We start from the raw sequence: 23,166 nt of genomic DNA, 5'->3' as shown, positions 1-23,166 counted from the left end.
AACGAAGCTTCGTTAATGCTATTTTTAGAACAACTTTAAAAACAATCTTTTATTCGATTTGCATAAGCTGCTTTTCTTGGTTGTTAACCAAGAAATATTTGATATTGCCACCCATAGTTGGAATAGCTAAAGTGGTGCTCCCTCCTTCCGCAAAAGCAGAAACTGGAGAAGGGTAAATTATCAAATCAGTGACTAAATCAAGTTACTTTATTTTGATGAATGTTATTGATACTAAAGTTTCATTAAAGGATAGACGGGCAGTATAAATTCCTGCCGGAATATCTATTAGTGAAATGCTGGTATTAACTACATCCCAATCGCCAAAAAGCACAACTTGCCCTGTGGCGGAAATAATTTCAAATGAATATGATGTTAGCAGTACACAAGAGGTTAGCGTGTGTTTTTGACCAAAAAACCATAACAACCACCAGCCTCCCAATTACTAAATAACCAAAGCCGGGAGGAAGGCCCATTCGACAGCCCAAGCGAGTTTATCTACCGCATTTTAGGTAGTTTAAACTAACCTGCATCAGGTGGACTAAAGGTGGCTGAAACGAAATGAGAGAATGACACGAAGGAAGTTGGTCCCTGCAGGAGAATGAACGATATGAGTAAAGCTATCTTGGGACAATGGAGGCTGCGTGGGAGGCTAAATAACTGAGGTAAAATCATGACAAATGCTTAAAAACTAGTGTGCATAAAAGTTTTGCCTCAACTACTGTATTGTTTAGACGTGATTTTTTCATAGGCGGGGAGCAGAATTCCAGTCCTTTAAAAATAATTTTGTGGTTGCCCTGTAACTTTTACATAGGCATTGCATTATATATGCAAACAAACAACTAAATATGCGTTTACAATTTATCAAATTAATAGCCTGCTCAGTGTTCATCATAACGCTGGGTTCATGTGGCAGAGAAAAATGGCCTTGCATCGATGGTGTTGGCCCTGTAGTTACCGAAACGCGCTCTGTGAGCGGATTTACAGAAATTTCAAACGAAATGGAAGCCGTATTGTATATCACACAAGGCCCTGAATATTCTGTTCGCATCGAAGCACAACAAAACATTCTCGATCAGGTAAAAACTGCCCTTTCCGGTTCAACACTAGAAATTTACAGCGAACATTGTATCGACAAAGGTGAACCGGTTAATGTATACATTACGCTGCCTGTGCTTACCGTTTTAGATATCAGCGGTTCAGGTTCGGCGTTTACACAAAGTAATTTCAGTGGCGCTTCCCTCAATATCGATATCAGCGGCTCCGGTTCATTTACATCAACCGATTCCATTACTGTTGGTGTGCTCGATATGGACATCAGCGGCTCAGGAAGTTTAAATCTGATGGCTTTTGTTACAACGGCTTCGGCCGATATTTCGGGCTCCGGAAGCGTTACACTTAGTGGAAGCGGCAGCACAATTAGTCAGGATATCAGCGGCTCAGGCAAAATGGCTACCTTCGGGTTTCTGGTTAACAGCGCTTATGTTGAAGTAAGCGGAAGTGGTAACATTGAACTTAACGCCACCGATTTAATTGATGGTGAAATAAATGGCAGCGGTGATATTTATTATAAAAATTCACCGGTCATTAATGTCGAAATTTCCGGAAGCGGTAGTTTAATTCACATCCCATAAATTTTAGGTTTGGATTCTGTAAATGAAGAAGCATTATTAGAGGCAGCGCGCAAGGACCCAAAATCCTTCCGCTACTTCTATGATGCGCACTACAAAGATGTTTTCCTGTTCGTTTATCGGCGAACTGATGACGAAGCTATATCTGCAGATATCGCACAACAGGTATTTCTTAAAGCATTACAAAATCTGAATAAATATCAATACCGGGGCATCTCATTTATTGCATGGCTGTTGCGCATCGCAGCAAACGAAACAGCACAATATTTCAGAGATGCAAAAAAAATGCGCGTGGTAAATGTCGAACAAAGTGGAATTGAAGAAATATGTGATGAAGACAGCTCCACAGCACTCGAACAACGAGAACATGTTTTTAATGCATTAAAACAACTCGATGCCGATGCACTGGAACTTATTGAAATGCGCTATTTCGAAAAACGTTCGTTCAAAGAAATTAGTGATATCAAAAATATAACTGAAAATAACGCGAAAATAAAAGTCCACCGCATTCTTGAAAAAATAAGAAAATTTTTACCCGTAGCTCAATAACAGCACATGCAAAAAATTAAATTTAAAATAGCATACAAACCGCTCACCGACAACGAGGTGAATAAGCACAAAAATTTTGATGCTTTAATGGGTATGTATGCTGCTGCGCCAAAACTCAACTTTTTCCAAAAACTTTTTAAAAATAAATGGACCATGTTTTCTTCAGGACTAATTACCGGTTCCATAATTGCAACCATCGTTGCTCTTAATTCCGGTCAGCATAATACCCCAATCGCACAACTCGACCAACAAATTATCACTAACCAAATTGCAGATACCAATTCAAATACAACAATAAATTCAACAACATTAAATAATACTTCCACCGAAAACAACACAACTAATAACGAAGTTGAAACAGCAGCATTACTTGAAAACATTCAAACAAATGAATCTGTAAATGCAACAGTTACAACATCAAACAATTCCAATAAACAATTTAACGGTAATATAAACACCAACTTAAAATCCAACACTCCGGTTGTTGATGCAACTCTTACCAAAGCAGAGAATAGCACACCCAATGAAACAATAACAACGGCAAACACAAACAACACACCAGCCAACATCACACAACCCGAATCAAATGTAAACGTAGCCGAAAATAACACAACAAATACAAGCACTACTACAGAAAAAACCAGTGCTGCAATTTTGTCACCGGCAAACGAACAAACAAAACCGGAAGTTATTGATCCACAACTTGCGCAGACTGAAAACAAAGTAACACCCATCGAAAATAGTACCGATGAAACACTTATTGTAAATAATACTATAAGTGAACATCCAACCACCACAACACCGGAAAATCCTGTTGTTAAACAAGGTACAAGTAGCACACCAACAGCAGATACAACCGGCAACTTAAACGCAGCATTAAACGACATCTCCGATTTTGCTGTCAACATTGGTAAAAAAGCCAATCAGGTAATTGAAAAAATGGCAGCTAAATCGCCAAAACAAGATGAAACTGCAAACAATAAAACCAATGGTTTACCGGATACAATTTCCGCAGAAAAATCTGTACCGGATGCACCATTACAATTTATCGACCGTTATGCGCAGTTGTCGTTTTTTACACCGTTGAGCACAAATGGTATGGAGGGTTATAAATATTATCATCATTTCTCCATTAATGCCATACAAGGTTACAACGGAGCCGTGCAAGGACTTGAAGTTGGTGGTGTAATTAATGCCGATAAAGGTTATGTAATTGGCGGACAGTTTGGTGGTGTTGGAAATATTATTGGCGGCGATTTAAAAGGTATACAAGGAGCAGGTGTATTTAATTTTGCAAAATCTGTGCTTGGTGCCCAATATGCAGGTGTGGCCAATTATAGTATTTCCGGTATGCAGGGCATGCAGGGTGCTGGTGTAATTAATTATTCTGCAGGTCAAATTGATGGTATGCAGGCAGCAGGTGTAATTAATATTGCTTCGGGAATAAAATATAATTCTAAATTATTTCAGGCATCCGGAGTTGCCAATATTTCATTGTCGCACAATTTAATTGGTATGCAGGTTTCAGGTGTATTAAATGCAGCCAATAATATTACCGGCGCACAAATCGGATTGGTGAACATCGCAAAAAATGTAAAAGGAACACAAATCGGTTTAATCAATATTGCTGATACCATTGATGGTGTTGCAATTGGTTTACTCAGCTTCAGCCGCAATGGAATTTTTGATGTGGATGTATTTACCAGCGATTTATTCCGTGCAAATGTTGCGTTACGTTTTGGAAGTCCTTATGTATATAACACATTTGCAATTGGTATTAATCCCGCAAAAGATACCATGCAATACGGTTACGGTTTTGGTATCGGCGGACATATTCCGGTATTCCCAAAATTATCCGTTGATATCGATGGAATGACCTGGACAACCTTTGAGGATAATTTTGATTTTAATTATGATTATTTTCAATTAATGAATCAGTTCCGCATTATGCCAAGTTATGCTATCACTAATTACCTTTCCGTTTATGGCGGTCCGGTAATAAATGTGGAAGTTTACGATAATGATATCGACCCAATCAGAAATAACACATTTGCTTCCTACGAAGGTGTAAATGTCACCACCGGTTTATCAATGGGTTATGTTTTTGGTATCCGTTTGTTTTAACTACTTTTTCTGACACAATAAAAAAGCGACTGCAGGATTCGGCAGTCGCTTTAATCTTTTAGCTCCGTTGCATCTGGTGCGGCTTCGCAATCACAAAATATTTTTTAACGCAAAATTCACAAAGGAAATACACGCAAAAAATACAAAAAGTTGATTCATTCCAAACTCAACTTTTCTAACTCATTATTAAATAAAAAGTATAAATGTCAATCCACTCAAAACCCTCCGTGTCCTCCGCGTGCTGTTTCTCCGAGCCCTCCGTGGTTTCGGCTGTTAAAAAAAGTTGAATCAAAACTCAAATTGAAAAACAAACTCAAAATCGGCTGTTTCTCCGAGCCCTCATCGGTTTCGGCTGTTAAAAAAAGTTGAATCAAAACTCAAAATGAACAGCATGCACAAAACCGGCTGTTCCATTGGTACATTGGTACATAGGTACATTCACACATTAGCTCATGCCTAATTAATTTCAACCTGCATCGAATCGTTCTGTTCAACTTTATTAATTCGGTATTTGAAACTCAGCATAAAATATCTTCCAATACTATTGGTTTCCTGTTGCATTAAGTAATTATAGGCGCTTGATTGCGTAATGCCTTTATTTTTATCCAACAAATCATAAGCAGAAAGTGTGATAGTTCCCCGGTTTGATTTTAAGATATATCTTGAAATTTCTGCACTCAACAAAGGAACGATTGTGCTTTCATCAAAACCGGTCACCGTATATTCCGATATTTTTCCATTAAATTTAATATGCCACAAACTATCCGGTGTTACATCCAAATCGAGATAAATGGCATTCGTAATATAATTACCACTTTGTCCGGTTTCAATGCTATAATCTGTTTGTGTATATTTAATTGAGCCTCCAATCGTCAAATCAAAATAATCCTTTTTCCGATTATCAAAACTCAATCCTACTTTATGTGTAAACGCATTAATCAAATTTTCATTGTCGTTTACATAATTGATTCCATGGTTATACCCTTCAGATAAATCGAGGTTAACGTTAATTTTAAGCGGACGAATAGTAGTATTAAAATTGGCACCAATTGATGAGCTAACATCATTATCCACGTTTACCAGTGTATACGATTCAGTTAAATCCGGATTAATTGTTTTGGAGAAATTAATTTTATCCTGAATATAAGTCACCTCAAAACGTGTAAACAAACTCGTAAATGAAAACTGATCAAATAACATATAATGCGCAAATAAATTGTGCACATATTCCGGTTCCAACAACGGATTACCTGTGTACACCGATAATGGATTAATATCATCAGATACCGGCAACAATTGCGATGCAGTCGGTGCATTTACAGAAGCAGCATAATTGATTCCAAACCTTCTCCCCGCTTTAATCTCCACTTCATAAAACAACTCCGGTAATAAATAATAATGTTCCGATTGCGGATAAGCAGCATCAAAAACCTGATTTTCACGATGCAGATATTCAGCACCTAAACCAAATTTAAACTGTGTTTTTTTGGTGGTCTTTTTTAGTGATAATTTTGGTTGTATATAATAATTATTGCGGGTAAATTCCGGACTCAGTGAATCGATAGGTAAACCACCTTCCAATAAATTGCCGCGACTGCGCTGTAACAATTCGTTGTACATCCCCACCCCTAAAGCAGGCTCTAGGTAGAGCGATTTGCCTATTTTGCGCAACGAAATAAAATCAAACGACAAACCCAAATCATTATTCGTTTCATTTTGATATGCATTATCAATAATCAAAAATCCGGGATCAAAATATTGCGTAATATTATCCCATTCCGATTCATTTAACGATTTAGAAATGGTGGTATTCGCGCTGAATTTTACATATTTCCAATCAGCGCTGAATTTGTGAATATAACTTACCTGCGCAGTCCCGCTCAGGGTATTACTATTACTGCTTGTTATTGAGCTGAGTGAATTACTAATTACATCCGACAAATAAGTGCTGGTATAACTATTACCGGATGATTTGCCATAATTCAATGACAATCCGCCTGTCCCAAAAATACTTTGCATGGAATCAGGTTTGTTTTTAAAATTGAAATTTAATCGGTGGTAATAATTTTCTGTTGTCGTTTCACCGTTTTCATCGGTTACGTAATTAAAATCGGGTGTATAATTTTCGGTATGCACTGTATTTTCCAAAAACTTCTCATAACCATTACCAAGGTAACTCATATTAAAGCGGTTGCCCGGTGTTTTTTCATGCGTATAATTTGCACCGGCAGCTCCGTTGGTAATTAATCCGTCAATTGATTGTCCGAAGTTTACCGGAATATCATCACTGGTTTCAATTCTGAATCCCCCACCCTGCATCATACTGCTGATGCCTCCGCTAAAATCAATATAATCTCTAAAACTAAAACCGAACTGATTAATATTATTCAACATCCCTAAAAATGCAATCTGGTCAGCAGCCGTAAAACGATACACTTTTGCATTTGCCTGATATTTATTTTCCGTTCCGGCACCTGCTTTAACATCACCCAGCCACATACTTTTTTTACCCTCTTTTAATATCAGGTTTATTGTTTTACTTTGTGGTCCGTCTTCAATTCCGGTAAATTCCGATTCATCACTTGATTTATCATATACCTGCACTTTTTCAATAGCATCAGCAGGTAAATTTTTTGTTGCAACGGTTGGGTCATTGCTGAAAAATTCCTTCCCATCCACTAAAACTTTCTGCACATCTTCACCCTGAGCCTGAATATTACCCGATTGGTCAACATCAATGCCCGGTAATTTTTTCAATAAGTCTTCTGCTGAAGCATCCGGCTGTGTTTTATAGGAAGCTGCATTATATTCTATCGTATCACCTTTAATTTGTAACGGAATACGCTCAGCAGAAATATTTACAGCATCTAAACCAACCGTAGCCGTTTTTAAAATATAAATACCGAGGTCACCATTATTCGGATAAGGAACAGCGAGCGCAGTATCATAAGTTTCATAACCAATAAATGAAATCTGCAACACATATTTTCCTCCTGCCACACCTTTTATTTCAAAACTGCCGCTGCTATTGGTAATACCAAAATAAGCCAGCGTTGAATCTACAGGTTTTAATAATGCCACGGTACCGAATTCAACAGGTGTGCCTGCATCATTTAATACAATACCTTTCAAATTTTGCTGTGCATTTAATTGAATAAAAAACAAGCAACACAACAGTGATACAATTAATTTTTGCATAAATGGGAATTAATCGTTTTCAATTTTAATCATTACCCCACCACCAGGACCACCACCCATTTCTTTCATTTTTTCTTCAACAATTTTATTAAATTCTTCTTCGGTAACTTTTTTTCCGTCTTTGGGTTTAACAATCATTTTTTCATCAACCGTTTTTGTTACCGATAATGCTGTAATTACCTGTTCGCCATTATTTACATTTACTTCTAGCACCAAACCAGGTAACCCGACATAGTTAAATGGTCCGGTAGAAACCGGTATAGCCGGTGTATACCAAACGGTGACAGTTTTTGTGCTATCAATCACTTTTATAGCTTCTGAACATGGGTAATTCAAAATCATTTTTTGTTTACCGGTAAGTTTCCAGCCATCAGATGCAAGTGCTGTTTCAATTAAAAATACCCTTTGCAAAAAATCGCGTTGTTGAATTACTTTTTTATCGGTTAAATCGCAATACACTTTATTATCAGGCGGTGCCATCTGAATAAAAACACGACCCCCATCTTCCGATTCGCGGTCGATATTCATATTATCGGTGTTCGCTGTGTCGTTTTGATATAAGGATTTTTCAGCAGTAAAAAACAATAAGGTTTTCATAGTATGTTCAGTCGGCAAACCCGGAGGTGGCGGCATATCACCATCAAAATGAATGGCCAGTTTACGCGTTTCCTGATACTGAACGGTGCCTGATTGCTGTGCCAACAAACTTGCGGTAACAAATAAGATAATTCCGAATAAATAGATTTTCTTCATTGTGTAGAATTTGATACAAAAGTAATTCTGTGGGTTATACATGTAGGTTAACCTAAGGCTAATTTAGGTTAATTAAGGTTAACCGGCAATTTTAACTGATTTTTAATCATAATTTTGTATTCTGATTATGAAGAGGAGCAAATTATCCGGTATCGTTTTATTAATGGCTGCGAGTGGACTACTGCTGATGTTATTTATTGGCAGATGGCTGCAAACGGAATTTACTGCTGCTAAAGAAGATTTGCAAAAAGATATTTTTGAACAGTTTATTGATGCAAGGTCGCGGGTTACAGATTCTATTTTAGCAAAAAATTTAATTAATCCCATTTTAAACGATAGTGTAAAATTTAAAATAAGTTCTACCACTATACAAAATAGTGCGCACCTAGGTGATACTGTTCAAATTTTTGCCAATTCCACTATACAGGATACTGTTGCTGAAATTGTAGAATTTAAAGGTCCGGCAGAACCGCTCAACGCTGATAATTTCAGAATTGAAATACGAAACGACACAGTAAATCAATTGGTTGAAGGTGTAAAATTATTTATAACCGAATTTAGTGGTAAAGCAGGTGACCACGGCATAATGCGCGAGTTTATGGTGGCCGGTGATACTTCTATGTTGCAGGCATTTTTTGCGCAAAATTTAAATGATGAAGACATATCCGTAAAACCTGTTTGGGTAAGTGGAAGAGCAGAAAAACTATTTCCCCCACCAATGTTTTATTATGAAAGTCGTATGTTCGATACACCATACGGCGTTGAAATTAAGGATTACAATCAGTTTATTTTTAAATCGATAATTCCGGAAATCATATTCGGATTAATATTAATTGCTGTTATCACATTTGCATTTATTTTTTCTTATCGCAATATCCGCAATCAAATGCGATTGGCTGTATTAAAAGATGATTTAATTTCTAACATATCACATGAATTAAAAACACCGGTTGCCACTGTAAAGGTTGCCATAGAAGCCTTACAACAAATGGACCCTGTAACGCAACAGGATAAAATGACAAATTATTTGGGCATGGCATCACAGGAGGTTTCCAGACTGGATTTATTGGTAAATAAGGTCATGAACAGTATTTTATTGGATAATGGTCGCCAGGTATTTACACAGGAAGAAATAAACCCGGTAACAATTGTTGAGGAAGCAATTACCGCCATGCAAATTCAGGCAATACAAAAAGGCGGACATATCAAACTTACTGCACCTGAACATCCTGAAACAATAATTGGTGATACATTACATATTAAAGGTGTTGTTTTTAATCTGATTGAAAACAGTTTAAAATACAGTGATGCTGTTCCTGAAATACAGGTAAATATATTTGCTGATGGCACATATGTATTTATTACAATTTCAGATAATGGCCCGGGAATTCCCGATGATTATAAACATAAAATATTTGAGAAATTTTTCAGAGTGCCATCCGGCAATAAACATAATATAAAGGGTTACGGATTAGGATTATACTACGCCGCAGAAGTAATGCAGCAAATGGGTGGCACTATTGCAGTGAAAAATAATCCGGATAAAGGCTGTACATTTACCTTAACATTTCCAAAAGCATGAGTAAACCCAAAATATTATATGTGGAAGATGAACCTAATTTGGGCACCATTGTGTGTGATACATTAGAACAAAAAGGGTTTGATGTTTTATTAATAAAAGATGGCGCAAAAGTGATGGAGAGTTTTGCAAAATTTACGCCGGATATTTGTGTTTTAGATGTCATGTTGCCGAATGTAGATGGTTTTGAATTGGGTAAATTAATTACTACAAAATATCCACGATTACCCATCATTTTTCTCACTGCAAAAACACAAACACAGGATGTTTTACAAGGATTTAATTCCGGCGCCACTGATTATATCCGTAAACCATTTAGTATTGAGGAATTAATTGTCCGCATTAATAATCAATTACATTTAAATAAAATTGCCGGAAATTTAGGCGACACCATAACGATTGGTAAATTTATTTTTCATGCCAATAAATATGAATTGCAGCATGGCGAAACACTGTATAAACTATCTAACCGCGAAGCAGAAGTATTACAGGTATTTGCACGCAACATGAATAAAATCACCGACCGAAAACAGCTCCTACTGGAGGTTTGGGGCGACGACTCATTTTTTCATTCCCGCAACCTCGATGTTTATATTCGCAAATTACGCGAATATTTTGGCAACCAAAACGGCGTGGAAATAATTACATTAAAAGGTAAAGGTTATCAATTTGTTGTAGAATAAAAAAACGGCAACCATCTGAACCTCAAATAGCTGCCGTTGATAACGTGTTACACGTTAATTTGCTGCGAACTTATCTACATATGATTTTACCGCATCTTTATTTACAGTAAAAGTCATCATTTTTAATTTTACATAGTCTTCACTAACATACATATATCCAAAACTCGGACTTGCAGCGCCGCAATTGCGGGAACCTGAACCACTATCTTTAAATAAAAACCAGGTTTTACCATCTACTTCTTTATAACCAACCAAATGCATAGCGTGATCATCAGTTGTAGAACCGTTGTTTAAACGTAATTGCCTTGCAGCATCGTTAATATTTTCACTACTGATATCCCATGTCGGTATTACAGCCATATTATTCCAGCTATCCCATCCGGGTTCACTTACATCGCCACCAATACTCACACTATATCCATTTTTTAATGCCATTTTTAGTGCATCCATAAATTCATTTACAGGAACATTATAATAAGTTGCATCATTCCACCAGTTATCCGGTACATCATATTCTGCTTTTGTATAGAATGGCTTTTGCATTAAACTCATAAAATCAACATAATTATTCATATCCAATTTCAGAATTGTTTTTGAAAATTCTATCGGTGAATAATTTGCATTTTGCCATTTCACCGTTGTTGGTGGTTCACCCATGTAAAAATTCAAAATAGATTTTACGGTATTTACTACTTCTGTTTCATTCCAGTTATTACCTGCTTTTACGCCCTGCAAATAGCTGTTTATTTCATCAAACATAGTGGCATGGTTGTAAAATGAAGCTGTATTTGTTTTGCCTTTATAAGCATCGTAAGGCACAATACCGTATTGTTTAATCATCCAGGTAGTTCCATTCGTTTCACTGCCTTCACCAAACGACATATCACCTCTATGCGCAATAAAATATTTGGCACGTTCAACGTATTGGTAATATACTACATACATCTCACTTAATTTTACTTCTAATCCGCTGGTGCGTTTAACTTCACTTTCATAAAATGAAGTAGTGGAAAAACACCAGCAGGTATTTGTATTGCCCTGACTAACAGGATTAGAATGCCAAATTTGCGTATAAGCTGCAGGATCTTTCGGTGCATTAATTCCGGAAGCATCAATTTTAAAGATGCGATTATCTTTAGTGGTTTTAGGTTCTGCCTTTTGAACATCATTCATGATGACGTCCTGATAGTAACCGTTTTTCGGGTCGCGGTATTCGGCTTTTTGTGGTTGTTGAGCATGTAACATGACAGCAGAAAGCAGCATGCCACTGAATAGAACAATACGTTGCATAATTGTTTGGTTTAGTCGCGTCAAATTTAGTAATACCACTCCCCTTTCCAAAAAAGGAAATAATAAAACCTGTTAACGAAATAATAAAATTTATCGGTTTACCTGTTTAGCGCAGAAAACGCCAGTAGAATTTCCTGAAAACATTCGCAGTAGCATACAATAATTGTGCATGCCATGGTTCTTTGATATTGTCCCAGTTTTCAGGGAAATTATATCCCCAGTAACGCATAAATGGCCCGAATACAAATTTTGCTCTGCGTTTTGCTGCATCCGACTCATAATAACTCCAGAAATCGGCCTTTTTTTCAGGTGTTTTATTGGCTTGCGGTAAATCGCGAGTGATTGGTAAACCAACTGCCGTAAACACTTTGCGGTAATCTTCAACCAGATGCTCAAAGCGAATTAAATGGTCCATTTTTTTATGGTGAATGATACTCCAGTTGCTATATGGCCATTTAAAAAATTTCATGAAATACGTTTCAAACGAAGCGTTATTTTGAATAATAAACTGATAACGAACGGCATCACGATTTTTAGCCAGTGATTTTCGCAACCATTTTCCGGGGCGTTTTCTGCCGGAGGAAAAACGCTGATCTAAATCATTTTTGTATTTAAAATACATACTCACCGTTTGGTCCAAAGGATTGCGAACGCTGCCAATTGAAGTATATTTTTTTTCTTCCGCATTAGCCTTACGCAAATAATCATCGAATGTGGCATGTTTATTAAGAAACGGTTCACAGCCATATTGCTCGCGAATTTCTTTCGAAATGGCACTGGTTGCAGTTAGCGGAAGTTCAACAAAAATAAATTTATAACGGTGGTCGATTACCATTGTGGTGGTTTTAGGCAAAAATAGGAATTTAGCCGCAAACACACCGGAAAACTATAATTATGGCTGTTTAATTTGCGTGCGTATTGATAAAATCCAGCAAATGCGTTTTTACATCATCCGGCAGGTAGCCGCCGAAAAATATGGTGCCCATATCGTGACTGTAAAAAGGATAAAACTGATATTGATACTCAACACTCATTGCAGCCAATTTTGCAGACAATATTTCACCCTGTGAAGCCGGAACGGTAAAATCTAAACCGCAATATTGTAATAAAGTTGGTGGAGACACAGGTGTTACATAATTTACCGGACTGGCATTTGCCCAAGCTGTGGAATCTGCAGCATAAGTAGTTCCGGTCATATTTTCTACCAACAAAGCTAAATCAGGTGTATAAACAAAATAATCGTCGGTAACATCTGTTGGTCCGGCTAAACTGATTGCCGCTTTAATGGCGCCATCACCATTATTATGATAAGCGGTATATAAAGCAAGATGTCCTCCAGCGCTATGCCCTGCGATGATGATTTGATCAGGTGAAATAACAAAGTCAGTGCTTTTTGAAATCAATAAATCTAAGGCTGCACGAATATCTGCAATCTGATCTTCTAAAGTAATACCAATAGCCGCATTTGCCAACCGATAATTTAAATTCGCATAAGCAAAACCATTTCCTTTTAGGGAAGATAAAATTACAGTGAAATCACTTTTATCACCGGTATTCCAACCACCCCCATGTATAAAAACTAACAGTTTGGTATTTGTTGTTCTGTCGGCCGGCAAATAAACATCCATATGTTGCAAGATATCATCACCATATTTAATTTCATAAATATCCTGTTCAACTAATACGGTTGGTGTGGTGTCTTCTTTATCGCAAGCAGCAAAAAATGCAATAATAATTATCGGAATAAACAATCTTTTCATCATAACTTTATAAAATGCAAACCTTGGTTAATAAAATAAAATTGAATTAATTTAAATGGCTTCATCCAGGATTTTATATAAACTATCCCAGGTGTAATATTGCGCTGCCGTAATTTTACTGTTTTTGGCAATACTGTTCCATTTTTCTTTATCTGTGAGTAGTTTTGCAACATAGGTTCCAAATACTTCTACATCATCCGTTATTAAAATATCTTTATTGTGTTCCACTTTTAATCCCTCTGCACCAATAGTAGTACAAACCATTGGAATTCCTCTGCACAAACCATTTATTGTTTTCACTTTCATGCCACTGCCAAAACGCAATGGAATAATATTTACCTTACATTTAGTAAAATAGGTTTCCAGGTCTTCAACAAAACCCATAATCTGAATATTTGCATAAACCTTGCCAAGTTCCACCAGCCGTGGGTCAGGGTTTTTGCCGATGATGTATAATTTCAGTTCCGGGAATTGTTGTTTTAATTTCTCCCAACAACCTTTTACAAACCAGATGAGGCCTTCAATATTTGCTTCCCAGGTAAGTGTTCCAACATAAACCAGACTATTTTCCAAGGTATCAAAATCAGGAATCGGTAATTTAATCTGGTCGTCTTCACCAATATGCAAATAGTCGCGGAATTTTAATTTTCTTTTTGCTGGATCCGGCTCGTGAATTTCATTATCGTTGGTACCGCCTAAAACGATATCGGCTTGTTTAACATAACGAAACTCCCAATTTTTAATTCTGTTTGCTTCAGCCTGTATTACTAATTTTTTAATTGGATTTTTTTCCACTTCAGCATAACGACTCCATATTAAAAACTCAGCATTATGTGAACGGAAAATCACTTTACCTTTAAATGATTTCGGCACATATTGCATCACTTCATAATGTTCAGCAATAATTACATCATAATCGTTGGCAATTGCATCAATTTTTTGTTTCATGGTATGCGAGTAATTTCGAAACATGTTGATGGTCATGTTTTTTAAATAACTTTTTACTAGGTTCACCGGATTGCGCACCACATTAAGCACTTCAAAATAATAATTTTTAATTCCCGTATCGGCTAAAAATGCATCTTTATATTTAACGTCATCACCTTTTAAAAAACAAGCGAAAAAAACATCGTGATTTTTATTGAGGTAGCTGATTAATTTATAAGAATTAAACAAACTGGCACCGTGGTTAGTGGGAAAAGGGAGATGTATGGTAATGTGTAATACTTTTTTACGTTGTGGCATGGATCAAAATTATTTAAATGTTACCGGCAAAGTTACGGAGAACCTGAGAAATGCCTTATTATGGGATGTTTGTAACTCAAAGCAGCTAAAAATTTGAATTTTGCAACAGGATTGTCATATTTGTAAATAATTAACTTAACAAATCAGGAAAAATTAGATTATTTAAATAGTTTCACAAAAAAAATTATGAAAAGAACCGTACAAAACAATCGTAAGCGTCTCCTCGCCTACTCTGCAATGGCAACGGCTGTAATCAGCGGTGCCACTGATGTTAAAGCCGATATCGTATATGTTGATATTCCGGATTTCACACTCAATTTGGGTGATTTTGGAATTATTGATTTAGATGGTGATGGCGTTATTGACTTTGGGTTTATTTTATCCTCACAAGGGCCTGACTGGACTTATATACAGGGATTTGGTAACCTGAGCGCTCTGAGTTATGGTAATCCAAGTAATCAAATGGCCGGATATATTGGGCCTATTTTACCATATGCAAGCGCAATTGGCTCGGGTGACTTGATTGGTCCCGATTTAAATTTTATTTACAGCACGTATAATCTTGCCTTTATTGCATCCTTATATTCAGGCGCTACTTATGGCGCATTTGGTGATGGAACCGATAAGTTTATCGGTGTGAAATTCGATATTGGTGGTACTTTACACTATGGATGGATGCGTGTTAACTGCACCGTTGATCCTGTTGTATTTACGCTTAAAGACTGGGCTTATGATGATGAAGCCAACGTTCCGATTCCGGCAGGTGCTACTGCCACACCATATCCTGTTGCTGAATTTGTTCCCGAGGCCGTTATAGTTAGTGAAACCGATGGTTCAACAGTTGTAAATGTGGTAATTGATATACTTGGTGAGTGTTCTGTTGACATCGATGTAAACGATATTTTAACTACAGCTACTAATGGTGCCGATTTCACCTTCACTGATCCTACTACTGCAACCTTTGCCGGTGGAACTAGTTTAACTTTTGAAGTTATTTTAACGGATGATGCTGAATTTGAAGGTGCTGAAACCATTGTATTCGATTTAACCAACCCGATAGGTTGCGAAATTGGATTAACCAATCAGTTTACGGTAATTGTTAATGATGATGAAGTGCCACTGCCGTCATTAGTAACTATGGATGGTACAATTACCTTCCTTGAGGAATCTGCAGGTGCTGGTGGAATAAATATCCATATTTCTGAAACATCAGATTGTGTTGTTGATTATGCATTAAATGCACCGGGAACATCTGCAACCGAAGGCACAGATTTCACTTATACAACAGGCAGCGTTACGTTTGTTGATGGTGGTGCTTTAACACAATCGTTCGGTTATAATATTATTGATGACGCTGAAGTAGAAAGCCCTGAAGGTGTTTTATTTGAAATAACAGGTGTATCAGGAACTTGCGCAATTGGTTTAACAACACAAGCAGGTTTAACCATTACCGATAATGATGTTGCACCGGTTGTTGGTGAAGTTTCCTTCGAAAATGTTGCAGGTACTATTGATGAAGCTGATGCTGTTTTCACAGGAACAGTTACCATGACCGAAGCCAGCAATTGTGATGTTACCGTTGGTGTAAATACCGGCGCATCAACTGCAACGGAAGGCACCGATTTCACTTTCTCAACTACAGTATTAACCTTCACAGAAGGTGGCGCTGCAAGTCAGACCATCGAATTAAATATTTTAGAAGATGCTGATATTGAAGCAGATGAAACTGTAGTATTGGAAATTACAGCTATAGACGGAAGTTGCACTTTAGATGAAACAGCTGATGCTTTATCGGTTGTAATTGTAAATGAAGACTTTGTTGGAATAGATGAATTTGCTAATAATGGCATTCAATTATATACTTATGATAATTCCATATTTATTTATCTGGATGAATTATTGAACGCAGATAATCAATTCCAATTGCTTGATGCAAATGGAAGAGTTGTTTACAACAATGTTTTAACAGATAAACAAAATAAAATCACATTAAGTAATTTACCGGTTGGCGTTTACATTGCCCGTATCACAAACAACGGCAAGTCGATGGACAAACAGGTATATATTAATTAATTAAAATAAAATTTAGTGAAAGCCGGCTCAAATGGGTCGGCTTTTTTATTTGCAGAAATTATTTTAAACGTCGCTTAATAGCTTCACCGATATTTTTCATGCGGTGCAGATTAAATAATAATGCCAGCATAATTTTAATCGGGAAAGAAATATAATAATAAGCGACAACCAACGGATTTGGCGTTACTTTTTTTACTTCATAACCATACTGTTGCATAAAATTGCCACATATTTTTGGCAGAAATAAATTTCACCTTTATTTAAACCACCTTTTTCCCAATTACCTGCACGTTCAGTTTTTATACCGAATGCGTCCGGTTTATCAGCTTCATTGCTGGAACCTACTTGCGGAATTAACAACATTTCCGGTTTAAAATCAATTTCCAGAAACTTACAAAGTGCACGAATTTCTTTTTCCGATTCATTTACCATCCCTTCAAAAATCATATTATGTACTTTGGGATGATCGATGAATTTTGAAGCCGCACGAATACTGGAATTCCACAATTTAGAAATGGTGATTGGATGATAATTTATTTTCAATCGGCGCTGTTCCTTTTTAGTCATAAAACCAGCTCCCATTTTGCGCCGCTGCCATTTACGTTTTTGGCTTAACATAACACCACGCGGGTCACGCACCATATTCACCACTTTAGCACCGGGAAATAATTCCAGAATTTCCGCAATATAAAATACATCCTGAGGTGTTTTTTCGCAAGGAATTGTTTTATGATTTTTTTGCGTTTCAAAAAACAAAAAACCATTTAATATTAAATGCGGATATAATGGCCCGTTGATTTGCTGAACGATTGTTTCTGCATCGGCGCGGTGTTTTGCCGTATTCATTTCCGACAAATAACCATCGCGTTGTATAAATAATAATTTGGAAGCTAATTGAATGGCATTTTCTTTCGAAATGGCATTGGTTTTATCTGACGTGCTCCATAGTTGTTCGAAAAAATGTAATTCTTCCAACATATAAATATCAGGATGATTTCCCAATACACGTCGCATCATTGTAGTTCCACTTCTGGAATTCCCAACAATAAAAATAACTTTTTCCTGTCCCGTAGCGCTCATCAATTCTGCAAAGATAAATTATTTGGTACCAACGAGTTCATCCAGTGAATTTTGCGCAACATAATGGTATCCGGGGCGCGCTTTAGCATAAATGTTTTTTGCCATTGCTTCCTGTCCGGTATTCATCATCGCTTTATATAATGGCATGAGGAATTTTCTTCTACCCACACTATTCAGAAATACATCAATTGCAGGATATGCAGTGCTGTAATTACGTTTTATGGCTATTTCATACCAGGCATCAGCAATTTCGCAATTTCCGGTTCCGGTGAATTTAAATTGTTTATCTAATTCGCTCATTTTGCTCACACTGATATCTTCAGGCAACTGATAAATAAAACATAACCACTCATGTGTAGACCAGTTTGTAGCAGGTATTGAACTTGCCGGAGCGCCACCTAAAAATTTCTTTAATTCGGCATCAACAGTATTAAATCGAACCGATACCGGTTTATTCAAATTTGCAGGAATGCCAGGACCATAAATCCATTCGTTGATATCAACTCCTGCATAAGCAGCTTTATTTGGTTCAATTAAATTGGCATTTAAATATTCTATAAATGCCTCGGTAGTCATTACCTTAAATGCATTGGTTGTAAAATACCCATTAATAAATACATCCCATTTTTCGCGGCCAACTTTACTTTCAAGCATGCGCAGGAAAAATGCACCTTTATTATATGCGATATCACTCACACCCTCATCAGGGTCGCGACCTTCTAATTGTAATTTTAAATGCGTATCAGGTGAAGTAGCACCAAATTCTTTTACTGTTTCCACCAAACCTTCATATTCGAGTACTTGAAGCATATCGGCATAATCTTTTCCGTAAACAGCTTCCATAATTCTGTTTTCAAAATATACTGTAAATCCTTCATTTAACCAGAAGTCGTTCCACGTTGCATTAGTTACTAAATTACCGCTCCAGCTATGTGCCAGCTCATGTGCTACCAGTGCAACTAAACTTTTATCGCCCGCAATAATGGTTGGTGTAGCGAAGGTAATTCTCGGATTTTCCATTCCGCCAAAAGGGAAACTTGGTGGTAATACAATAACATCATATCTGCCCCACTGATATTTACCATATAATTGTTCAGCTTTTTCAAGCATGGTTTGCATATCACTTAATTCTTCAGCACAGGCATCTACAAATGATGGCTCCGCATACACACCGGTTTCTTTTCCAACACCTTTAAAAGCAAGGTCGCCAACTGCGAGGCTCATTAAGTAAGATGGAATTGGTTGTTCCATTTTAAAATGATAAACGCCATCTACTGCAACTTTTTGCGGATTTTCTGCACTCATTAATGCCATCATTCCGGTTGGAACCTGCACAGTTGCATCAAAAGTAAATCTGGTTCCCGGACCATCCTGAGTAGGAATCCAGGTGCGACATAAAATTGCCTGCGATTGCGTGAAAAGAAAAGGATATTTTTTGTCTTTAGTTTGTTCAGCACCCAACCATTGCAATGCCGCAGCTTGAGGAGAAGTAGTATAATAAATAGTAACCGATTCAACATCACGGTCAATTTGCACCGTTAATGCCTGACCCATAAATGCTTGTCCGGCTATCGTATCAGCCAGTTTATATTCCGTTGCTTTAACATCATTTAAAACCACTTTCGAAATGGTGAGGTCACGTGTATCGAAAATAATAACGTCGGTATTGTTTTTATTTTCGATGGTCCATTTAGCTTCACCGGTAATTGTTTTTGTTTCAAAATCAACATTTGCCTTCAAGCTCAGGTGTTTAACAACTGCGTCGTTTGTTTTGGCAAATGAATGCGGGTCTATAATTTTCATATCGTTTTCAGATTTTTCGTCCTGTTTCGGTTCAGATTTATTGCCGGGTGTGCAGGCTGCAAGAAGCACATATACACAAACTACACCCGTAAGTTGTTTTAACATAACTTAGATTTACGTGGCAAATTTAGGCAAACTAACGGTGGTAAACTAACCCGGTTAACTAACAGGGCTGCATAAAAAAAACTTTGAAAATTGACAAATATTTCTATTTTTGACCTCAAATTTTTAACCACCTATTGACCGCCACTAACTGAAATGCTTCTAACCTTTGTGATTATTTACATGGTGGTAACCATTGCCATCGGGGTTTTCACCAGCAAATTTGTAAAAGGTTCCAGCGATTTTGTGCAGGCAGGGCGCCGATTACCACCTTTTTTTAACGCAGCAGCATTATTTGCCTTATGGTTTGGCAGTGAAACCGTTTTTGGCGCTTCCAGTGCATTTTTGGAAGGTGGGTTACTCAACGTAATTGAAGATCCTTTTGGGGCTTCGCTTTGTTTGTTTTTGTTCGGATTCTTCTTTGTTCGTCCGCTATACCGCATGAATTTGCTCACTATTGGCGATTTATTTAAAATAAAATATGGTCAAAACGTGGAGCTCATTTCCAGCTTCTTTATGCTTACCTTTTTGGATACATTGCTGCTCAATACGTTGCACTAGGCATTATTTTGCAGATTGTATTGCTACAGGCTTCCATTACCATGGCATTGCCAACTGCTATTCTTATTTGCGCAATAATTGTAACCGGTTATACAATGGTAGGTGGTATGTGGGCTGTTTCTATTACCGATTTTATACAAAGTATTTTAATTGTTGTTGGACTGGTAATAGTGGTAATATTTGTGGCCAATCAAGCCGGCGGAGTTGGACAGGTTATTGCCAATGCACCGGAAAATACCTTCAAATTTTTGCCGGATGCGAAACCTATTGATATTACCAACTGGATTGGTGCATGGATGGTTATTGGCTTAGGATATATTCCGTCACAGGATGTATTTCAACGAGCTAATTCGGCGCGCAGTGAAAAGGCCGCAGTTAATTCTACATACTTAGGTGCAATTATGTATTTATTAATTGCCATGTTGCCTTTATTTTTAGCACTTGCTGCAAAGGTGATGTATCCGACTGAAGATTTTTCAGATACCCAATCTGTAATACCAAGAATTGTTTTAACGCATACACCATTGTGGATCCAAATATTGTTTTTTGGTTCATTATTATCTGCAGTATTAAGTACGTGTTCAGGTTCATTACTTGCACCGGCGAGTATTCTTGCAGAAAATTTTATTAAACCTATTCATAAAAACTTAAAAAAATCAGATTACACCGATAAACATTTTTTAACAATTTTACGCTTAAGTGTGGTGGGGATTGCATTAGTAAGTTATGTAATGACCTTGTCGAAACACAACATTTATGATTTAGTTGGTGAAAGTGCAACGTTCGGTATGGTATCGCTGCTAGCGCCTATGACTGCTGCGTTATACTGGAAAAATGTAAATGCGCAAAGTGCTATGCTTAGTATGTTTAGCGGTTTAGTAACGTATATTATTTTTGAATATATTTTCCCAATTAGTATTGAAGCATTTATTCCTGCAACAATAATTTCATTTATTGCGATGTATGCGGGAAGATTTTTAGAAGACAAAGGTGTTCCTGCAAATTATGCTTCCGGTTTAGCTAACCGATTTATGAAATTTTTTAAAGATTAAATCTGCTAATAATTATTTTATTACCGTAAATCGTTTCCATCGTAATCCTTCATTACTATGTAAACACAAAATATATTCACCTAGTGTTAAATTAATTGGTTGAGAGATGTTATATTTTCCAGGTTGCACAATACCGTGATTTATTTCAATTTGTTTTATGCCTTTCATGTCGAAAATGGAAAAATCTACTGTTGTTAAATTTGAAATTTCCAATTCAATTTGCAGCGTTGTTGTTGCCGGATTTGGATTTATACTCAGAATGGCATGATGTTGATTTAAATTATTAATTGCAGTAGTAGTATCCACCGGAACATAAGAAGTATCGGTGTACACATAGATTGATGTTCCGGAGGCAAAATTTAAGTTAGTATTTACCTGAAAAAAGCGATTGATATTATATCCCCAACCCGCCGGATGCCATGATTCACCACCATCTGTTGTTTCCAGAATATCATAAGAGCCTGTCCAACCCGTATCGGGGTTTGCGAAGCCGATCATTTCAATATAGGTAAAAGTTTCATCTATCAGCTTAACTTCCCAGCTATCACCATTGTCTATTGATTTGAGAAAACGTGTTGTACCGGTTCCGGTAACATCCGCGATAGCGCCAAAAGCATGCACACCATCAAGCAATTGTATTTTCCAGACATAATCGTTTGGGTGACCGGTAGTGATTTTAGTTGCCCAGTTAGCGCCGCCATCGGTAGTATATAAAATGATACCACCTTGTGTTAAATCGGCAGCCTGACCGGTAGCAAATCCTTGATTTTTGTCGGTGAATTTAATATCAACCAGCGAATAAGCCTGTTCGCTCATATCGGTGTAGGTCCATGTTTCGCCGCGATTGGTGCTTTTAAAAATATAGGCCGGACTGCTCCAGATGCCACAGGCGTAAATAGTAGAATCATCGGCAACACTGAGGCCGCAAATTCCGGTAAATACATGTGGCAGCAGGTCACCGATATCGTTCCAGGTATCGCCGCCGTCTTCTGTTTTGTACAAATTACCAAATAAAGTTCCTGCAAAACCCACCTCGGTATCAAAAAACTCAACGGAACGAAAATAGGTGGATTCGCTGAATTTGAGTTGCCAGGTAACACCTGCATTCATGGTTTTATAAATTTCGCCGTCAGAGCTCACTGCCCATCCGGTTGTATCGTTTATAAAAAAGATATCATCAAAACGGCCTGCAGTGGGGGTTCCGTCGTAAATGAGCCAGTCAGGATTTTGTTGCGAGAATGCAGTTACAGTCAGGCTAAAGCAAAATAGTATCAGGTAAAATTGTTTCATGTTCTAAAAATAAAAAAGGGTAGCAACAAAACGTTACTACCCTTGTAAAAAGCTTGCAATAAATTATAATGCGTCTATAGACTTAGCTAAGAAAGTAAATACGAAAGGTAATGCAATCCAGAAAAACTGGCTCATAAAAATTACCATCAGAACACAAACAGCACTAGCAACAAGACCGGCTAAGAACCATTTTTTGTTTAATTTGATCTCGTATTTTTGTTTTGCGTTATTTTCCATCGTGTTAGTATTTATGCCACAAAAGTAAGAAGGAAATTGGAAATTCAAAAAGTTTATTGTTGATAATACCTTTCATACAGGGAAATATGCCGCTTATCCATTAGTCCACCACCGAAAGCGGCCAAAGCCTAACTTCACATGAAAAATACTAAATTTGGA

At 37.1% G+C, this 23,166-nt stretch carries 18 protein-coding genes and 1 pseudogene; 7 read left to right on the top strand and 12 right to left on the bottom strand.

Features of this window, described 5'->3' with window-relative positions:
- Positions 1 to 202: 202 nt before the first annotated feature.
- A complete protein-coding gene (locus IPI65_08155) occupies positions 203 to 424 on the bottom strand; it encodes a T9SS type A sorting domain-containing protein (GenBank protein ID MBK7441488.1) in 222 nt (73 codons plus the stop codon).
- A 421-nt stretch (positions 425 to 845) separates the two neighbouring features.
- Here IPI65_08155 and IPI65_08150 point away from each other — a divergent pair, with 421 nt between their 5' ends.
- Genes IPI65_08150 through IPI65_08140 form a run of 3 tightly spaced genes read left to right on the top strand, consistent with a single transcriptional unit; the run spans position 846 to position 4,301 of the window.
- Complete coding sequence (locus tag IPI65_08150; GenBank protein MBK7441487.1) at positions 846 to 1,631, top strand: DUF2807 domain-containing protein; 786 nt, start codon at positions 846 to 848, stop codon at positions 1,629 to 1,631.
- 9 nt (positions 1,632 to 1,640) lie between these two features.
- The gene (locus IPI65_08145) at positions 1,641 to 2,177 is read left to right on the top strand and encodes a sigma-70 family RNA polymerase sigma factor (protein ID MBK7441486.1); all 537 of its coding nucleotides are present in this window, start codon (positions 1,641 to 1,643) and stop codon (positions 2,175 to 2,177) included.
- Positions 2,178 to 2,183: 6 nt separating this feature from the next.
- Entirely contained in the window at positions 2,184 to 4,301 is a 2,118-nt protein-coding gene (locus IPI65_08140; GenBank protein ID MBK7441485.1) for a hypothetical protein, read from the top strand.
- Between the two features lie 456 nt (positions 4,302 to 4,757).
- On the opposite strand, the gene IPI65_08135 is transcribed toward IPI65_08140, so the two are convergent.
- Both IPI65_08135 and IPI65_08130 read right to left on the bottom strand, forming a co-directional pair.
- Positions 4,758 to 7,499, bottom strand: a complete 2,742-nt coding sequence (locus IPI65_08135; protein ID MBK7441484.1) for an outer membrane beta-barrel protein — start codon at positions 7,497 to 7,499, stop codon at positions 4,758 to 4,760.
- A gap of 9 nt (positions 7,500 to 7,508) precedes the next feature.
- Positions 7,509 to 8,252, bottom strand: coding sequence for a GLPGLI family protein (locus tag IPI65_08130; GenBank protein MBK7441483.1), 744 nt, complete (start codon positions 8,250 to 8,252; stop codon positions 7,509 to 7,511).
- Between the two features lie 127 nt (positions 8,253 to 8,379).
- On the opposite strand from IPI65_08130, the gene IPI65_08125 reads away from it, so the two are divergent.
- Complete coding sequence (locus IPI65_08125) at positions 8,380 to 9,834, top strand: HAMP domain-containing histidine kinase (protein ID MBK7441482.1); 1,455 nt, start codon at positions 8,380 to 8,382, stop codon at positions 9,832 to 9,834.
- On the top strand, positions 9,831 to 10,514 hold the full coding sequence (locus IPI65_08120) for a response regulator transcription factor (GenBank protein MBK7441481.1): 684 nt from the start codon (positions 9,831 to 9,833) through the stop codon (positions 10,512 to 10,514). Before IPI65_08125 ends, IPI65_08120 begins: the two co-directional genes overlap by 4 nt.
- Before the next feature lie 54 nt (positions 10,515 to 10,568).
- Here the strand turns inward: IPI65_08120 and IPI65_08115 are convergent, their stop codons facing one another.
- From IPI65_08115 to IPI65_08100, 4 genes are all read right to left on the bottom strand, one after another.
- Positions 10,569 to 11,804, bottom strand: a complete 1,236-nt coding sequence (locus tag IPI65_08115) for a peptidase C1 (protein ID MBK7441480.1) — start codon at positions 11,802 to 11,804, stop codon at positions 10,569 to 10,571.
- Positions 11,805 to 11,910: 106 nt separating this feature from the next.
- Complete coding sequence (locus tag IPI65_08110) at positions 11,911 to 12,657, bottom strand: hypothetical protein (GenBank protein ID MBK7441479.1); 747 nt, start codon at positions 12,655 to 12,657, stop codon at positions 11,911 to 11,913.
- Positions 12,658 to 12,706: 49 nt separating this feature from the next.
- The gene (locus IPI65_08105; protein MBK7441478.1) at positions 12,707 to 13,567 is read right to left on the bottom strand and encodes an alpha/beta hydrolase; all 861 of its coding nucleotides are present in this window, start codon (positions 13,565 to 13,567) and stop codon (positions 12,707 to 12,709) included.
- 48 nt (positions 13,568 to 13,615) lie between these two features.
- Entirely contained in the window at positions 13,616 to 14,809 is a 1,194-nt protein-coding gene (locus tag IPI65_08100) for a glycosyltransferase family 4 protein (GenBank protein ID MBK7441477.1), read from the bottom strand.
- Between the two features lie 186 nt (positions 14,810 to 14,995).
- Here IPI65_08100 and IPI65_08095 point away from each other — a divergent pair, with 186 nt between their 5' ends.
- Entirely contained in the window at positions 14,996 to 16,882 is a 1,887-nt protein-coding gene (locus tag IPI65_08095) for a T9SS type A sorting domain-containing protein (protein ID MBK7441476.1), read from the top strand.
- A 58-nt stretch (positions 16,883 to 16,940) separates the two neighbouring features.
- On the opposite strand, the gene IPI65_08090 is transcribed toward IPI65_08095, so the two are convergent.
- The 3 genes from IPI65_08090 to IPI65_08080 are packed head-to-tail and all read right to left on the bottom strand — an operon-like array spanning position 16,941 to position 19,870.
- On the bottom strand, positions 16,941 to 17,099 hold the full coding sequence (locus tag IPI65_08090; GenBank protein MBK7441475.1) for a hypothetical protein: 159 nt from the start codon (positions 17,097 to 17,099) through the stop codon (positions 16,941 to 16,943).
- On the bottom strand, positions 17,075 to 17,962 hold the full coding sequence (locus tag IPI65_08085; protein MBK7441474.1) for a sulfotransferase: 888 nt from the start codon (positions 17,960 to 17,962) through the stop codon (positions 17,075 to 17,077). The genes IPI65_08090 and IPI65_08085 overlap by 25 nt, the downstream gene beginning before the upstream one ends.
- Before the next feature lie 18 nt (positions 17,963 to 17,980).
- Positions 17,981 to 19,870, bottom strand: a complete 1,890-nt coding sequence (locus tag IPI65_08080) for a M1 family metallopeptidase (GenBank protein MBK7441473.1) — start codon at positions 19,868 to 19,870, stop codon at positions 17,981 to 17,983.
- A 153-nt stretch (positions 19,871 to 20,023) separates the two neighbouring features.
- Between IPI65_08080 and IPI65_08075 the strand changes: the two are divergent.
- Positions 20,024 to 21,480, top strand: a pseudogene (locus IPI65_08075) (sodium:solute symporter family protein).
- Between the two features lie 12 nt (positions 21,481 to 21,492).
- Here the strand turns inward: IPI65_08075 and IPI65_08070 are convergent.
- On the bottom strand, positions 21,493 to 22,770 hold the full coding sequence (locus IPI65_08070) for a hypothetical protein (GenBank protein ID MBK7441472.1): 1,278 nt from the start codon (positions 22,768 to 22,770) through the stop codon (positions 21,493 to 21,495).
- 63 nt (positions 22,771 to 22,833) lie between these two features.
- Entirely contained in the window at positions 22,834 to 23,007 is a 174-nt protein-coding gene (locus IPI65_08065; GenBank protein MBK7441471.1) for a hypothetical protein, read from the bottom strand.
- Positions 23,008 to 23,166: the final 159 nt, after the last annotated feature.

It is taken from the genome of Bacteroidota bacterium (genome assembly GCA_016706255.1).
Classification (GTDB): Bacteria; Bacteroidota; Bacteroidia; order Chitinophagales; family BACL12; genus UBA7236.
Note: the sequence above shows the minus strand (reverse complement) of the source record. Positions and strands in the feature narration are given on the sequence as shown.

What these genes read in the sequence shown, in the direction of transcription:
- IPI65_08115 (MBK7441480.1), bottom strand. Translation starts at nt 11,804, where the DNA reads ATGCAACGTATTGTTCTATTCAGTGGCATGCTGCTTTCTGCTGTCATG.
- IPI65_08090 (MBK7441475.1), bottom strand. Translation starts at nt 17,099, where the DNA reads ATGCAACAGTATGGTTATGAAGTAAAAAAAGTAACGCCAAATCCGTTG.
- IPI65_08105 (MBK7441478.1), bottom strand. Translation starts at nt 13,567, where the DNA reads ATGATGAAAAGATTGTTTATTCCGATAATTATTATTGCATTTTTTGCT.
- IPI65_08080 (MBK7441473.1), bottom strand. Translation starts at nt 19,870, where the DNA reads ATGTTAAAACAACTTACGGGTGTAGTTTGTGTATATGTGCTTCTTGCA.
- IPI65_08140 (MBK7441485.1), top strand. Translation starts at nt 2,184, where the DNA reads ATGCAAAAAATTAAATTTAAAATAGCATACAAACCGCTCACCGACAAC.
- IPI65_08120 (MBK7441481.1), top strand. Translation starts at nt 9,831, where the DNA reads ATGAGTAAACCCAAAATATTATATGTGGAAGATGAACCTAATTTGGGC.
- IPI65_08150 (MBK7441487.1), top strand. Translation starts at nt 846, where the DNA reads ATGCGTTTACAATTTATCAAATTAATAGCCTGCTCAGTGTTCATCATA.
- IPI65_08100 (MBK7441477.1), bottom strand. Translation starts at nt 14,809, where the DNA reads ATGCCACAACGTAAAAAAGTATTACACATTACCATACATCTCCCTTTT.
- IPI65_08130 (MBK7441483.1), bottom strand. Translation starts at nt 8,252, where the DNA reads ATGAAGAAAATCTATTTATTCGGAATTATCTTATTTGTTACCGCAAGT.
- IPI65_08125 (MBK7441482.1), top strand. Translation starts at nt 8,380, where the DNA reads ATGAAGAGGAGCAAATTATCCGGTATCGTTTTATTAATGGCTGCGAGT.
- IPI65_08070 (MBK7441472.1), bottom strand. Translation starts at nt 22,770, where the DNA reads ATGAAACAATTTTACCTGATACTATTTTGCTTTAGCCTGACTGTAACT.
- IPI65_08135 (MBK7441484.1), bottom strand. Translation starts at nt 7,499, where the DNA reads ATGCAAAAATTAATTGTATCACTGTTGTGTTGCTTGTTTTTTATTCAA.
- IPI65_08065 (MBK7441471.1), bottom strand. Translation starts at nt 23,007, where the DNA reads ATGGAAAATAACGCAAAACAAAAATACGAGATCAAATTAAACAAAAAA.
- IPI65_08085 (MBK7441474.1), bottom strand. Translation starts at nt 17,962, where the DNA reads ATGAGCGCTACGGGACAGGAAAAAGTTATTTTTATTGTTGGGAATTCC.
- IPI65_08095 (MBK7441476.1), top strand. Translation starts at nt 14,996, where the DNA reads ATGAAAAGAACCGTACAAAACAATCGTAAGCGTCTCCTCGCCTACTCT.